This is a genomic window from Pseudomonas paraeruginosa, from assembly GCF_003025345.2.
In the GTDB taxonomy this organism is placed as follows: domain Bacteria; phylum Pseudomonadota; class Gammaproteobacteria; order Pseudomonadales; family Pseudomonadaceae; genus Pseudomonas; species Pseudomonas paraeruginosa.
The window spans coordinates 5,212,513-5,224,664 of sequence record NZ_CP020560.1 but is presented as its reverse complement, the minus strand read 5'-3'; the positions used below and the strand labels follow the sequence as shown (position 1 = coordinate 5,224,664).

Sequence of the window (12,152 nt, the reverse complement as noted above, 5' to 3'; positions counted from 1 at the left end):
ATTTCGCCTGACGTAGGGCGAATAGCGCCAGCGACGCTATCCGCCGCCTTTGCGGGGCATGCCCCGGCGAATGACCGCGAGGCGGTCATTCGCTCTGCCGAGGCGCGCCCTTCGCCCGGGTCACCCGGTCCACCAGGTAGACCACCCCGCGGTAGTCGATCCCGCCGTGCTGGCTCAGGCCGATCTCGCAGGTACGGCTGGTGGAGACGCCCTCTTCGCAATGCTGCACGGCGTCCTTCAGGCTGCGCAGGGAGTGGGCGTTCAGCTCCGGAGTGGTGAAACCCTTGTCGCCGGCGAAGCCGCAGCAGTGGATGCCTTCCGGAACCACCACCTCGCGGGTGCAGCGACCGACCAGGTCGATCAGCGCCTGGCTCTCGCCCAGGTGCTGGGTGCTGCAGGTGACGTGCACCGCCACCGGCGCCTCCTGTGGGACGAATTCCAGGCGTTCGAGCAGGTGGGTACGGATGAACTTCACCGGATCGTGGATCCGCAGCCGTGGGTCGTCCAGGCCCTGGATCAGGCGCAGAGTGCAGGGGCTGGTGTCGCAATAGATCGGATCGAGGCCACCGCGGCTGGCCTGGAGCAGGGCGGCGAGCAATTCGTCGCGCTTGTCGTCGGCCTGTTTCGCATAGCCCTTGGAGGCGAATGGCTGGCCGCAGCAGAGGTTGTCCAGGTTGTCGGGGAACACCACCTGGTAGCCGGCCTTTTCCAGCAGGCGACAGGTCTTGTCCAGCAGCGGCTCGCGCTCTTCGTCGCCGGAGGCCGGACCCATGGCGCGCGAGACGCAGGCGGCGAGATAGACCACCCGTGGCCGCCCGTCGTCGAGCGGGGCAGGCGGCGCTGCCAGGCGTACCGGCTGCGGCAGCGCCGGCGTCCATTGCGGCACGCGGCCGCCGCTGGCCTGGCTGAGGCCGCGGCTGGCCCTGGCCAGCAGGGGCGCGCCAAGCAGGCGCCGGGCGCCGTCGGCGGCGAGCAGGGCGAAGCGCGCACCGCGCATGGCGCCGGCAAAGTTGCGCGCCAGCCAGGTGGCGCCACCGCCGTGGCGGGCGTCGGCGCCGCGCAGCTTGCGGATCAGCTCGCCGGTGTTGATGTTCACCGGGCAGCGCTGGGCGCAGAGGCCGGTGGCGGCGCAGGTGTCGATGCCCTGGTAGCGGTAGTCGCGCTCCAGCGCCGTGGTATCGACACCGGCGCGTTTCTTCGCCTGGATGTCGCGCCAGATGACGATGCGCTGGCGCGGCGTGAGGGTCAGTCCGCGCGAGGGGCAGACCGGTTCGCAGAAGCCGCACTCGATGCACTTGTCGACGATCTCGTCGGCGGCCGGCAGCGGCTTGAGGTTCTTCAGGTGACTCTGCGGATCGTCGCTGAGGATCACTCCCGGGTTGAGGATGCCGCGCGGGTCGAGCAGGTGCTTGAGCTGCCACATCAACCGGTAGGCGTCCTGGCCCCATTCCAGTTCGACGAAGGGCGCCATGTTGCGCCCGGTACCATGCTCGGCCTTCAGCGAGCCGCCGTACTCCACCGCCACCAGGTGCGCCACATCGTCCATGAACGCCGAGTAGCGGGCGATCTGCTCGGGCGAGTCGAAGCCCTGGGTGAAGACGAAGTGCAGGTTGCCCTCCAGCGCGTGGCCGAAGAGGATCGCCTCGTCGTAGCGATGCTTGTCGAACAGCGCGATCAGGCGGTTGACCCCTTCGGCCAGTTGCTCGACCGGGAAGGTGACGTCCTCGATGATCACCGTGGTGCCGGTCTCGCGTACCGCGCCGACAGCCGGGAAGGTGTCCTTGCGGATGCGCCAGAGCTGGTTGTACACCGCCGGGTCCTCGCTGAAATCGACCTGCTTCTCCAGCGGATATTCGGCGATGGAGGCCATGATCCGTCCGAGCTGTTCGCGCAGCAGCGTGCCGCTCGCCGCGCGGGACTCGACGAGCAGGGCGCAGGCGCTGGCGGACAGGTCCTTCACCCATTCCGGCATGCCCTGCATGTTCTCCACCGAGCGCAGGCTGCGCCGATCGAGCAGTTCCACCGCCGAGACCGGCTGCTGCCTGAGCACGCCGACCGCGGTGCAACAGCTTTCCACCGTGGGGAACACCAGCAGCGCCGAGGCCTTGTGCGGATGCTCCGGGACGGTGTCGTAGGTCACCGCGCTGATGAAGCCGAGGGTGCCTTCGGAGCCGACCATCAGGTGGGTGAGGATGTCCAGCGGCTCGTCGTAGTCGACCAGCGCATTCAGCGACAGGCCGGTGGTGTTCTTCAGCCGGTACTTGTGGCGGATCCTGGCGGCCAGCTCGGTGTTGGCGCGGGTCTCGCGGCCGAGTTCGGCGAGCCGTTCCAGCAGTTCGCCGTGGCTGGCGCGGAAGGCCGCGACGCTGGCCGGGTCCTCGCTGTCCAGGCGGGTGCCATCAGCCAGTAGCAGGCGCAGGCCGGCGAGGGTGTGATAGCTGTTCTGCGCGGTGCCGCAGCACATGCCGCTGGCGTTGTTGGCGACGATGCCGCCGATCTTGCAGGCGTTGATCGAGGCCGGGTCGGGACCGATCTTGCGGCCGAACGGCGCCAGCCAGGCATTCGCCTGGGCGCCGATGACACCCGGCTGCAGGCGTATCTGCGCGCCGTCGGCGCGGATTTCCCGGCCATTCCAGTTGTCGCCGAGGACGAGCAGCACCGAGTCGCTGATGGCCTGGCCAGAGAGGCTGGTGCCGGCGGCGCGGAAGGTCACCGGGACCTGCTCGCGGCAGGCGGCGGAGAGGATCGCGGCGACCTCGTCCTCGCTTTCGACGCGCAGCACCAGCTTGGGAATCAACCGGTAGAAGCTGGCGTCGGTACCGAAGGCCAGGGTCGACAGCGGGTCGTCGAAGCGGCGTTCGCGCGGTATCAACCGCTCGACGGTCTCGAGAAAGGGAATCGGCAGGCTCATCGGCTTTCCTCGGCCCTGGGGCGACGGTCACGCCCCGGGCGCTTTCAGGCTTTTTTCTGACGGGCGTCTCAGGCGCCCAGTTCGCGGACCAGAGAGTCGGCGCTGATCTCGCCGATCGACTTGGCCCCGGTGAGGACCATGGCCACGCGCATTTCCTTTTCGATCAGCTCGAGCAGGTTGCGCACCCCGGCCTCGCCGGCGGCGGCCAGGGCATAGACGAAGGCGCGGCCGAGCAGCACGCTGTCGGCGCCGAGGGCGATCATCCGCACCACGTCGAGACCGGTGCGGATGCCGGAGTCGGCAAGGATCGCCAGCTCGCCCTTCACCGCGTCGGCGATCGCCGGCAGCGCGCGGGCGCTGGAGAGCACGCCGTCGAGCTGGCGGCCACCGTGGTTGGAGACGACGATGCCGTCGGCGCCGAACTTCACCGCGTCCTTCGCGTCCTCGGGATCGAGGATGCCCTTGATCACCATCGGCCCGTTCCAGAGTTCACGGATCCACTCCAGGTCTTTCCAGGAAATCGACGGGTCGAAGTTGGCGCCCAGCCAGCCGATGTAATCCTCCAGGCCGGTCGGGTTGCCGCGGTAGGTGGAGATGTTGCCGAGGTCGTGGGGCTTGCCCAGCAGGCCGACATCCCAGGCCCAGGCGGGGTGGGTCATGGCCTGGAGGATGCGGCGCGGAGCGGCGTAGGGGCCGCTCATGCCCGAATGGGCGTCGCGGTAGCGGGCGCCGGGGACCGGCATGTCGACGGTGAACACCAGGGTGGTGACGCCGGCGGCCTTGGCCCGCTCCAGGGCGTTGCGCATGAAGCCGCGGTCCTTGAGCACGTAGAGCTGGAACCACATCGGCCGGTCGATGGCCGGGGCGACTTCCTCGATCGGGCAGACCGACACCGTCGACAGGGTGAAGGGCACGCCCTTCGCCGCTGCCGCGCGCGCCGCCTGGACCTCGCCGCGGCGGGCGTACATGCCGGTGAGGCCGACCGGGGCGAGCGCCACCGGCATCGCCAGGGTCTCGTCGAACAGGCGGGTCTCCAGGCTCAGCTCGGACATGTTCTTCAAGACCCGCTGGCGCAGGGCGATGGCCGACAGGTCCTCGACATTGCGCCGCAGGGTGTATTCGGCGTAGGCGCCGCCGTCGATGTAGTGGAAGAGGAACGGCGGCAGCTTGCGTTGGGCGGCGGCGCGGTAGTCGGTAGAGGCGGAAATGATCATGTTTTTCGTACCGATGGGTGGTGGCTGCGGGCCTGGCTCGTCGCGGAGCGGGGCGCGCCGGCCGGCGCGGCCCCGTCGGCGCGAGTCAGTGCACCAGCATGCCGGTAAAGACGTAAGCCTGGGCCAGGGTGATCAGGCCGACCAGCGCGGCGAAGATCAGGCTGTGCTTCAGGGTGAAGCGGAACAGGTCGGATTCCTTGCCGACCATTCCGGTCGCGGCGCAGGCCACGGCGATGGATTGCGGGGAAATCATCTTGCCGGTCACGCCGCCGCTGGTGTTGGCCGCCACCAGCAGGGTGTCGCTGACCCCGATCTGGTGCGCGGTGGTCGATTGCAGCGAGCTGAACAGGGCGTTGGACGAGGTATCCGAACCGGTCAGGAACACCCCCAGCCAGCCGAGGAACGGCGAGAAGAACGGGAAGGCCGCGCCGGTGCCGGCCAGGACCAGGGCCAGGGTGGTGGACATGCCCGAGTAGTTGGTGACGAAGGCGAAGGCCAGGACCATGCCGATGGACAGGATCGGCCACTTCAGTTCTATCAGCACTTCCTTGAAAGTGGTAATACCAATTTTCGGAGCGATGCGCAGGATGAACATCGAGACCACCGCGGAGAGGAAGATCGCGGTGCCGGTGGCGGAGATCGGGTCGAACTTGAACACCGCGGCGATAGGCGCGGTGCTGGTGGCGATCGGTGCGCCCTTGAGCACCAGTTGGTCGAGATGCGGGATGGCGAAGTTGAATACCAGCCAGTAGAGATCGCCGCCGGGGGCGAACATCGCCTTGAACGGCTTCAGCGTCCAGATGGTCACCAGCACGGTGAGCACCAGGAAGGGCGACCAGGCCTTGAGGATCTCGCCGAAGCTGTAAGGGGATGGTTCCACGCCGCGCTGCCCGCCGCCGGCCAGCGCCGCGCCGCCGTTGCCGGCCTCCACCGCGGCTGCGCCCTGCGGTTGCCAGACCTTGAGGAACAGGGTCAGGGAAACCAGGCTGACCAGCGCCGAGGTGATATCCGGCAGTTCCGGGCCGATGAAGTTCGAGGTCAGGTACTGGGTGATGGCGAAACTGCCGCCGGCGACGATCGCCGCCGGCCAGGTTTCGCGGATGCCGCGCCAGCCGTCCATCATGAACACCAGCCAGAACGGCACCAGGATCGACAGGAAGGGCAGCTGGCGGCCGGTCATGGCGCCGATCTTGAAGGCGTCGATACCGGTCACCTGGCCGGCGACGATGATCGGGATGCCCAGTGCGCCGAAGGCCACCGGCGCGGTATTGGCGATCAGGCAGAGGCCGGCGGCGTACAGCGGATTGAAGCCGAGGCCGACGAGCAGGGCGGCGGTGATCGCCACCGGCGCGCCGAATCCGGCGGCGCCCTCGAGGAAGGCGCCGAAGGAGAAGCCGATCAGCAGCACCTGCAGGCGCTGGTCGCCGGTGATCGACAGCACCGAGCTGCGGATCACCTCGAACTGGCCGCTCTTCACCGTCAGCTTGTAGAGGAACACCGCGGCGACGATGATCCAGGCGATCGGCCAGAGGCCGTAGAGGAAGCCGTAGCCGGCGGCGGCGAAGGCCATGTCGGCGGGCATGCGGAAGGCGAAGATGGCCACCGCGATGGCCAGGGCCAGGGTGACACTGCCGGCGATGTGGCCTTTCAGGCGGAACACCGCAAGGGCGAGGAAGAAGAACACGATCGGGATGACGGCGGCGGCGGCCGACAGGCCGAGACTGCCCAGGGGGGTATAGAGTTGCTGCCAGGCTTGCATGGGGGTTGGCTCCCTAATTGTTGTTGGGTTTGCCTGTGACCAGATCGGACGGGCGCCGAGACCTGTGTGTGCAAGGGCGCTGGGCAGTCGAATCTGGCGAAGTTCGCTTAATTGGTAAGACCAATTTACAAAAGCGAGCGCTCAGGTTAAAAGTCAGGCATTCGGCGTGTCAATTTGCCCGTCTACGACTTTTGTCTAAGAGGTGGTAGGCCAGGCCTTTGGCGCCTGGCTTGTAGTGCGGAATGCGGCTCGGTACGCTTCCTCTCTTTTTCGCGCTGGGCGCATGGCAGAGGCTTTGCGACAAAGCTTCGGTTGAAGGTGTCGGGATATGGAATTTGGTCAGGTCAGGCAGCGCCGTCTGTCGGATGACATCGTGGCGCAGCTCGAGGCGATGATCCTGGAGGGCACGCTGAAGTCCGGCGAGCGGCTGCCGGCCGAGCGTGTGCTCGCCGAGCAGTTCGGGGTTTCCCGTCCGTCGCTGCGCGAGGCGATCCAGAAGCTGGTGGCAAAGGGGCTGCTGGTCAGCCGCCAGGGTGGTGGCAACTATGTGACCGAGTCGCTGGGCGCGACTTTCAGCGACCCGTTGCTGCACCTGCTGGAGGGCAATCCGGATGCCCAGCGCGACCTGCTGGAGTTCCGCCACACCCTGGAGGGATCCTGCGCCTACTACGCGGCGTTGCGCGCCACCTCCCTGGATCACCAGCGTCTCACCGAGGCCTTCGAGGCATTGCAGGAATGCTATGCGCGCAACGACCAGGTCAGCGCGGAAGAGGGCGCCGCCGACGCGCGCTTCCACCTGGCGATCGCCGAGGCCAGCCACAACACAGTGCTGCTGCACACCATCAAGGGCCTGTTCGACCTGCTGCGGCGCAACGTGGTGACCAATATCGGCGGGATGTACGCGCAGCGCACGGAAACCCGCGCGCAGCTGATGGAGCAGCATCAGCGCCTGTACGACGCGATCATCAGCGGTCAGGCGGAGCTGGCCCGGGAAGTGTCCAACCAGCACATCCACTATGTGCAGGAGGTCCTGGCGGAGGTCCAGGAAGAGGCGCGCAGGATGAAGCGCTCGCAGCGCCGGCGCAGCGTGCAGGAAGACTAGCGGGGCACGGCAGGGACGCTGTCAGTCGTCCTTGCCGTGGCGCATGGCGCGCTGGATCTCCCGGTCGGAGTCGCGCTCCTTCTCGGTGTGGCGCTTGTCGAAGTCCTTCTTGCCCTTGGCCAGGGCGATCTCGCACTTGACCAGGTGCTTCTTCCAGTACATCGACAGGGCGACGCAGGCGTAGCCCTTCTGTTGCACGGCACCGAACAGCTTGCCCAGTTCGCGCTTGTGCAGCAGCAACTTGCGCGTGCGCACCGGGTCGGCGATCACGTGCGTGCTGGCGGTCGTCAGCGGCGTGATGTGGCTGCCGAGCAGCCAGGCCTCGCCGTCCTTGAGCAGCACGTAGCTGTCGACCAGCTGGGCCTTGCCGGCGCGCAGGCTTTTCACTTCCCAGCCCGCCAGGGCGACGCCCGCCTCGAAGCGTTGTTCGATGAAGTAGTCGTGCAGAGCCTTCTTGTTCTGCGCGATGGTCCCCGAAGGGTGTTTCTTCTGCTTAGCCATAGGCGGCGCATTATAGGGAGTCGCCGGCTTCCCCGCTATGGGGCGGCGTCGCGCTTGAGGGATAGAGGTGAATTTCGGACAATGCCCACTCTTTTCCTGGCCGCTGGCCAAGGTTTTGTAAGAAAAGTCTTCAAGTGGCATCAGGCCGCGCGGAACGTCTTTTCCTCGGACCCTGGTCCCGGTCGGCGGGCGCAGCGCGCCGTCGGAGCGGCTGCCGCCGCCTCGCCGGCTATGCTTGGGGAGTCGCCCGCTCGACAGCAGAAGTGAGAGTTCTATGAGCACCCATATCCAGCGTTCGGCGCTGTTGCCTTATCCCGCCCGCGCGCTGTTCGATCTGGTGAACGACGTGAGGCGCTATCCGGAGTTTCTGCCCTGGTGTTCTGCCAGCGAGGTGCTGGAGGAGAGCGAAAGCCTGATGCGCGCCGAACTGACCGTGGCCAAGGGCAGCCTCAGCCAGCGCTTCACCACGCGCAACGTGCTGGTGCCCGGGGTGTCCATCGAGATGAACCTGGAGAACGGTCCCTTCACCGAACTGCATGGCGTCTGGCAGTTCAAGGCGCTGGGCGAGAAGGCCTGCAAGATCACCCTGGACCTGACCTTCGACTACGCCGGTCCGCTGGTCAAGGCGACCCTCGGTCCGCTGTTCACCCAGGCAGCCAACACCATGGTCGACGCCTTCTGCCAGCGCGCCAAGCAACTGTATGGCTGAGATCGCCGTCGAGGTGGTCTATGCCCTGCCCGAGCGCCAGGCGCTGCTGCGCCTGAGCGTGCCGGCGGGGACCAGCGCGCGCGAAGCGGTGCGGCTCTCTGGTATCGCCGAGGTTTTTCCGGAACTGGACATACAGCGCTGTCCGCTGGGTATCTTCGGCAAGGCCCTGGCGAATCCGGAGGAGCGGCCGTTGGAGGCCGGTGAGCGGGTGGAGATCTACCGGCCGTTGATCGCCGACCCCAAGGAGGTCCGCAAGCAGCGCGCCGCGCGGGCCCGGGCCGAGCGCGGCGACTGAGTCCGTCTCGCGTACCCACGAAAAAGCCCGGCGTTCGCCGGGCTTTTTCGTGGAACCACCAGCTCTTTATTGCGGGCTGGGATCCAGCGGTTCGGGTGTGGGAACCGGGACCGGTTGGGCCTCGTCCACTTCGCGCTGCAGCTGTTCCAGCGTGGAGCCCGGTTTCGGCGGCTCTTCCTTCTGTTCTTCCGGCTTCTGCTGGTCGGCCGGCTGGGTGACCGTGGTGCTGCCTTCCTTGCCGAGGATCGCTTCGTCGCGACTGACGCCGGGCATGAAGTCGCCGTTCAGGCCGGCCAGTTGGTCGGCGTCGTTGAAGAACAGGCTGACGCGCTCCTGCTGGCGGCGACCGCCACCGGGCTGGATGCTGTAGAGATAGTCCCAGCGATTGGCGTGGAAGGTGTCGACGATCAGCGGGTTGCCCATGATAAACCGCACTTGGCGTCGGGTCATTCCGGGACGCAACTGGTCTATCATGTCCTGAGTTACGACGTTGCCTTGCTGGATGTCGATTTTATAGACGCCAGGGAACGAGCAACCGGCGAGTGCGGCAAGCCCCGCGAAAGCGAGACAGGTCAGCATGAGCTTGGCGTTTTGCATCGGTGAGCGACTTCCACTATCTTGGCTGGGCAAATAAAAGCCCGATCATACCCGTATTCCGGGATGCTGCGAAACATCCCGCGCTGAGAAAGCAGACATGGTTGAAAATAGCGAACTTCGAAAAGCCGGCCTTAAAGTGACCCTGCCGCGGGTCAAGATCCTGCAGATGCTCGACTCCGCCGAGCAACGCCACATGAGCGCCGAAGACGTGTACAAGGCGCTGATGGATGCGGGCGAGGACGTGGGCCTGGCGACCGTCTATCGGGTGCTGACCCAGTTCGAGGCCGCCGGCCTGGTGGTGCGTCACAACTTTGATGGCGGCCATGCCGTGTTCGAGCTTGCCGACAGCGGCCACCACGACCACATGGTCTGCGTCGATACCGGCGAAGTGATCGAGTTCATGGATGCCGAGATCGAGAAGCGGCAGAAGGAGATCGTGCGCGAGCGCGGCTTCGAACTGGTCGATCACAATCTGGTGCTCTACGTACGCAAGAAAAAGTAAGCGTGCACGGATACGAAAACGGCGACCCGAAGGTCGCCGTTTTCATTTCTGCCCGGGGAGATATCTCAGCTCTGCGCCGCCAGGTTTACCAGCTTCTTCGCGTGGGCCAGGGATTCCTTGGTCAGGTCGACGCCGCCGAGCATGCGCGCAATCTCCTCGATCCGCTGCGCCTTGTTCAGATTGGCCACGGCTGTACGGGTTTCGCTGCTGCCGCGCTCCTTGTGCACGAACAGGTGCTGGTGGCCCTGGGCGGCGACCTGCGGCAGGTGGGTAACGGTCAGGACCTGGCCGCGCTCGCCGAGGCGCCGGAGCAACTGGCCGACCACTTCGGCGGTGGGGCCGCCGATGCCGACGTCGACTTCGTCGAAGACCAGGGTCGGGATGCGCGAGGTCTGCGCGGTGATCACCTGGATCGCCAGGCTGATCCGCGACAGCTCGCCGCCCGAGGCGACCTTGGCCAGCCCTTTCAGCGGCTGCCCGGGGTTGGCGCTGACCAGGAACTCCACGCTTTCCAGGCCGTTGGCCTGCGGTTCGTGGGTGTCGGCGGGACGCAGGACGATGGCGAAGCGCCCCCCGGGCATGCCCAGGCGTTGCATCTCCTGCTCGACGCAGGCGGCCAGTGGCTCGGCCGCGGCCTGGCGCAGGCGGCTCAGCTCATCGGCCTTTTCCTGGTAGTGGCGGGCGTAGGCGGCCAGCTCGTCGCCCAGTCGCTCGACTGCCTCGTCGTCGGCGTTCAGCGCCTCCAGTTCGTCGAACAGGCGCTGCTGCAGGTCGGCCAGTTCGCTCGGCTGGACCCGATGCTTGCGCGCCAGTGAATAGATGGCATCGAGGCGTTCCTCGACCTGCTGCTGGCGGTTGGGATCGGCGTCGAAGTGATCGACGAAGCGGTTCAGTTCGCCGATCGCCTCCTCGACCTGGATCTGCGCGCTGGACAGCAGGTTGACCGCTTCACCGAGCGCGCCCGGCTGGCTGCTGAACGAGGTAAGGCGGTTGAGGCTGGCATTGAGCGCGGAAAGCACGTTGCCGGCGTCGCTCTCGCTGCACATCTCCACCACCTGGCGGCAGGCGGCGAGCAGGCTCTCGGCATTGCTCAGGGTCTTCTGTTCCTGCTCCAGGCTTTCCAGTTCGTTCTCGCCAAGGGACAGGTTCTCCAGTTCTTCCAGCTGGTAGCTGAGCAGCTGATGACGGGCGCGCTGCTCGTCGCCGCTGCGCGACAGGCGCTCGAGTTCCTGGCTGGTCTGCTTCCAGCGCTGCGCGGCCAGTTGCACCTGGCGGGCGAGTTCCTGGCAGCCGGCGTACTCGTCGAGCAGGCGGCGGTGGGTCTCGCTCTTCAGCAGCGACTGGTGCTCATGCTGGCTGTGGATATCGATCAGCAGCTCGCCGAGGCTCTTCAGGTCGCCGAGCGGGCAGGGCGTGCCATTGATGTAGGCGCGCGAACGGCCCTCGGCGGTGATCACCCGGCGCAGGATGCACGGACCGTCCTGCTCGAGGTCGCGTTCGGCGAGCCAGTCGCGGGCCTCGGCGATGGCGCTGACGTCGAAGCTGGCGAGGATGTCGGCCTTGTCTGCGCCGGGGCGGACCGCGCCGCTGTCGGCGCGGTCGCCGAGGGTGAGGCCGAGGGCGTCGAGCATGATCGACTTGCCCGCGCCGGTCTCGCCGGTGATCACGGTCATGCCGGTGGCGAGCTCGAGGTCCAGGTGCTCGACGATGGCGTAGTTGTGAACGGACAGGTGAACCAGCATGGCGGGCGGCTCCGTGGGTTTTGTCTGGTTATTTATACAGTATTTTTTCCGCCTGGCAATTGCCGCTCGCCCCCTTGAAGGTGGCGAACCCGACCCCATATAGGGGGCAACGTTTAGCGAACCCACGCGTTCGCCTTGTATTTGCCAGCTTATTTTGTGAAGGAGAGTGGCATGGCTGACGAACAGCAGCAGACCCTGGACCCGCAAGCCCCCGAGCAGACCGATGCGCCGGAAGCAGCCAAGGATCTGACCGCCCGCGTGCAGGAACTGGAAGAGCAACTGGCCGCGGCCCAGGACCAGTCCCTGCGCCTGGTCGCCGACCTGCAGAACGTGCGCCGCCGCGCCGAGCAGGACGTGGAGAAGGCGCACAAGTTCGCCCTGGAGAAGTTCGCCGGCGACCTGCTGGCGGTGGTCGACACCCTCGAGCGCGGCCTGCAGATGTCCAATCCCGACGACGAAGCGATCAGGCCGATGCGCGAAGGGATGGAGCTGACCCTGAAGATGTTCGACGACACCCTGCGCCGCTACCAGGTGGAGGCGATCAACCCCGAGGGCGAGCCCTTCAATCCCGAGCAGCACCAGGCGATGGTGATGGAGGAGAGCGCGACCGCCGAGCCCGGCAGCGTGCTGAAGGTGTTCCAGAAAGGCTACCTGATCAGCGGTCGCCTGCTGCGCCCGGCGATGGTCGTGGTGAGCAAGGCGCCGAGCGAAACCCCACCGTCGATCGACGAACAGGCTTGAAATTTGCTCCGCTGACCCCATCTGGGTAGTCAACCGAGCGGGAGATCCGGCAGACGGATCGCACGGAATCAAAGTTTCT

General features: G+C 66.5%; 11 protein-coding genes. 5 read left to right on the top strand and 6 right to left on the bottom strand.

Annotation, left to right across the window (positions count from 1 at the left end; genetic code table 11):
• Positions 1-85: 85 nt before the first annotated feature.
• The 3 genes from B7D75_RS24740 to B7D75_RS24730 all read right to left on the bottom strand — a co-directional run bounded on the left by B7D75_RS24740 (position 86) and on the right by B7D75_RS24730 (position 5,884).
• Entirely contained in the window at positions 86-2,911 is a 2,826-nt protein-coding gene (locus B7D75_RS24740; RefSeq protein ID WP_107114510.1) for an FAD-binding and (Fe-S)-binding domain-containing protein, read from the bottom strand.
• A gap of 68 nt (positions 2,912-2,979) precedes the next feature.
• Positions 2,980-4,125, bottom strand: coding sequence for an FMN-dependent L-lactate dehydrogenase LldD (lldD, locus tag B7D75_RS24735; RefSeq protein WP_107114509.1), 1,146 nt, complete (start codon positions 4,123-4,125; stop codon positions 2,980-2,982).
• Between the two features lie 85 nt (positions 4,126-4,210).
• On the bottom strand, positions 4,211-5,884 hold the full coding sequence (locus tag B7D75_RS24730; RefSeq protein ID WP_058129793.1) for a lactate permease LctP family transporter: 1,674 nt from the start codon (positions 5,882-5,884) through the stop codon (positions 4,211-4,213).
• A gap of 328 nt (positions 5,885-6,212) precedes the next feature.
• Here B7D75_RS24730 and B7D75_RS24725 point away from each other — a divergent pair, with 328 nt between their 5' ends.
• Positions 6,213-6,986 (top strand): FCD domain-containing protein, encoded by a 774-nt coding sequence (locus B7D75_RS24725; protein WP_003148698.1) that lies wholly within the window; start codon positions 6,213-6,215, stop codon positions 6,984-6,986.
• A 21-nt stretch (positions 6,987-7,007) separates the two neighbouring features.
• Here B7D75_RS24725 and smpB read toward each other — a convergent pair whose 3' ends face one another.
• Positions 7,008-7,487 (bottom strand): SsrA-binding protein SmpB, encoded by a 480-nt coding sequence (smpB, locus tag B7D75_RS24720; protein ID WP_003100496.1) that lies wholly within the window; start codon positions 7,485-7,487, stop codon positions 7,008-7,010.
• Between the two features lie 274 nt (positions 7,488-7,761).
• On the opposite strand from smpB, the gene B7D75_RS24715 reads away from it, so the two are divergent.
• On the top strand, positions 7,762-8,196 hold the full coding sequence (locus B7D75_RS24715) for a type II toxin-antitoxin system RatA family toxin (RefSeq protein ID WP_003148703.1): 435 nt from the start codon (positions 7,762-7,764) through the stop codon (positions 8,194-8,196).
• Complete coding sequence (locus B7D75_RS24710) at positions 8,189-8,491, top strand: RnfH family protein (RefSeq protein ID WP_003148705.1); 303 nt, start codon at positions 8,189-8,191, stop codon at positions 8,489-8,491. Before B7D75_RS24715 ends, B7D75_RS24710 begins: the two co-directional genes overlap by 8 nt.
• Positions 8,492-8,557: 66 nt before the next feature.
• Here B7D75_RS24710 and B7D75_RS24705 read toward each other — a convergent pair whose 3' ends face one another.
• On the bottom strand, positions 8,558-9,088 hold the full coding sequence (locus B7D75_RS24705; protein ID WP_003148707.1) for an outer membrane protein assembly factor BamE: 531 nt from the start codon (positions 9,086-9,088) through the stop codon (positions 8,558-8,560).
• A gap of 97 nt (positions 9,089-9,185) precedes the next feature.
• Between B7D75_RS24705 and fur the strand changes: the two genes are divergently transcribed.
• The gene (gene fur / locus B7D75_RS24700) at positions 9,186-9,590 is read left to right on the top strand and encodes a ferric iron uptake transcriptional regulator (RefSeq protein WP_003121081.1); all 405 of its coding nucleotides are present in this window, start codon (positions 9,186-9,188) and stop codon (positions 9,588-9,590) included.
• A 65-nt stretch (positions 9,591-9,655) separates the two neighbouring features.
• On the opposite strand, the gene recN is transcribed toward fur, so the two are convergent.
• Positions 9,656-11,332 (bottom strand): DNA repair protein RecN, encoded by a 1,677-nt coding sequence (gene recN, locus B7D75_RS24695; RefSeq protein ID WP_034082149.1) that lies wholly within the window; start codon positions 11,330-11,332, stop codon positions 9,656-9,658.
• Positions 11,333-11,503: 171 nt separating this feature from the next.
• On the opposite strand from recN, the gene grpE reads away from it, so the two are divergent.
• Complete coding sequence (gene grpE, locus B7D75_RS24685; RefSeq protein ID WP_012077496.1) at positions 11,504-12,073, top strand: nucleotide exchange factor GrpE; 570 nt, start codon at positions 11,504-11,506, stop codon at positions 12,071-12,073.
• The last annotated feature ends 79 nt before the right edge of the window (positions 12,074-12,152 follow it).

Excerpts from the sequence above, each read along its gene's own strand:
- grpE (WP_012077496.1), top strand. The coding sequence starts at position 11,504 with ATGGCTGACGAACAGCAGCAGACCCTGGACCCGCAAGCCCCCGAGCAG.
- recN (WP_034082149.1), bottom strand. The coding sequence starts at position 11,332 with ATGCTGGTTCACCTGTCCGTTCACAACTACGCCATCGTCGAGCACCTG.
- lldD (WP_107114509.1), bottom strand. The coding sequence starts at position 4,125 with ATGATCATTTCCGCCTCTACCGACTACCGCGCCGCCGCCCAACGCAAG.
- B7D75_RS24730 (WP_058129793.1), bottom strand. The coding sequence starts at position 5,884 with ATGCAAGCCTGGCAGCAACTCTATACCCCCCTGGGCAGTCTCGGCCTG.
- B7D75_RS24725 (WP_003148698.1), top strand. The coding sequence starts at position 6,213 with ATGGAATTTGGTCAGGTCAGGCAGCGCCGTCTGTCGGATGACATCGTG.
- B7D75_RS24715 (WP_003148703.1), top strand. The coding sequence starts at position 7,762 with ATGAGCACCCATATCCAGCGTTCGGCGCTGTTGCCTTATCCCGCCCGC.
- B7D75_RS24740 (WP_107114510.1), bottom strand. The coding sequence starts at position 2,911 with ATGAGCCTGCCGATTCCCTTTCTCGAGACCGTCGAGCGGTTGATACCG.
- fur (WP_003121081.1), top strand. The coding sequence starts at position 9,186 with ATGGTTGAAAATAGCGAACTTCGAAAAGCCGGCCTTAAAGTGACCCTG.
- B7D75_RS24705 (WP_003148707.1), bottom strand. The coding sequence starts at position 9,088 with ATGCAAAACGCCAAGCTCATGCTGACCTGTCTCGCTTTCGCGGGGCTT.
- B7D75_RS24710 (WP_003148705.1), top strand. The coding sequence starts at position 8,189 with ATGGCTGAGATCGCCGTCGAGGTGGTCTATGCCCTGCCCGAGCGCCAG.
- smpB (WP_003100496.1), bottom strand. The coding sequence starts at position 7,487 with ATGGCTAAGCAGAAGAAACACCCTTCGGGGACCATCGCGCAGAACAAG.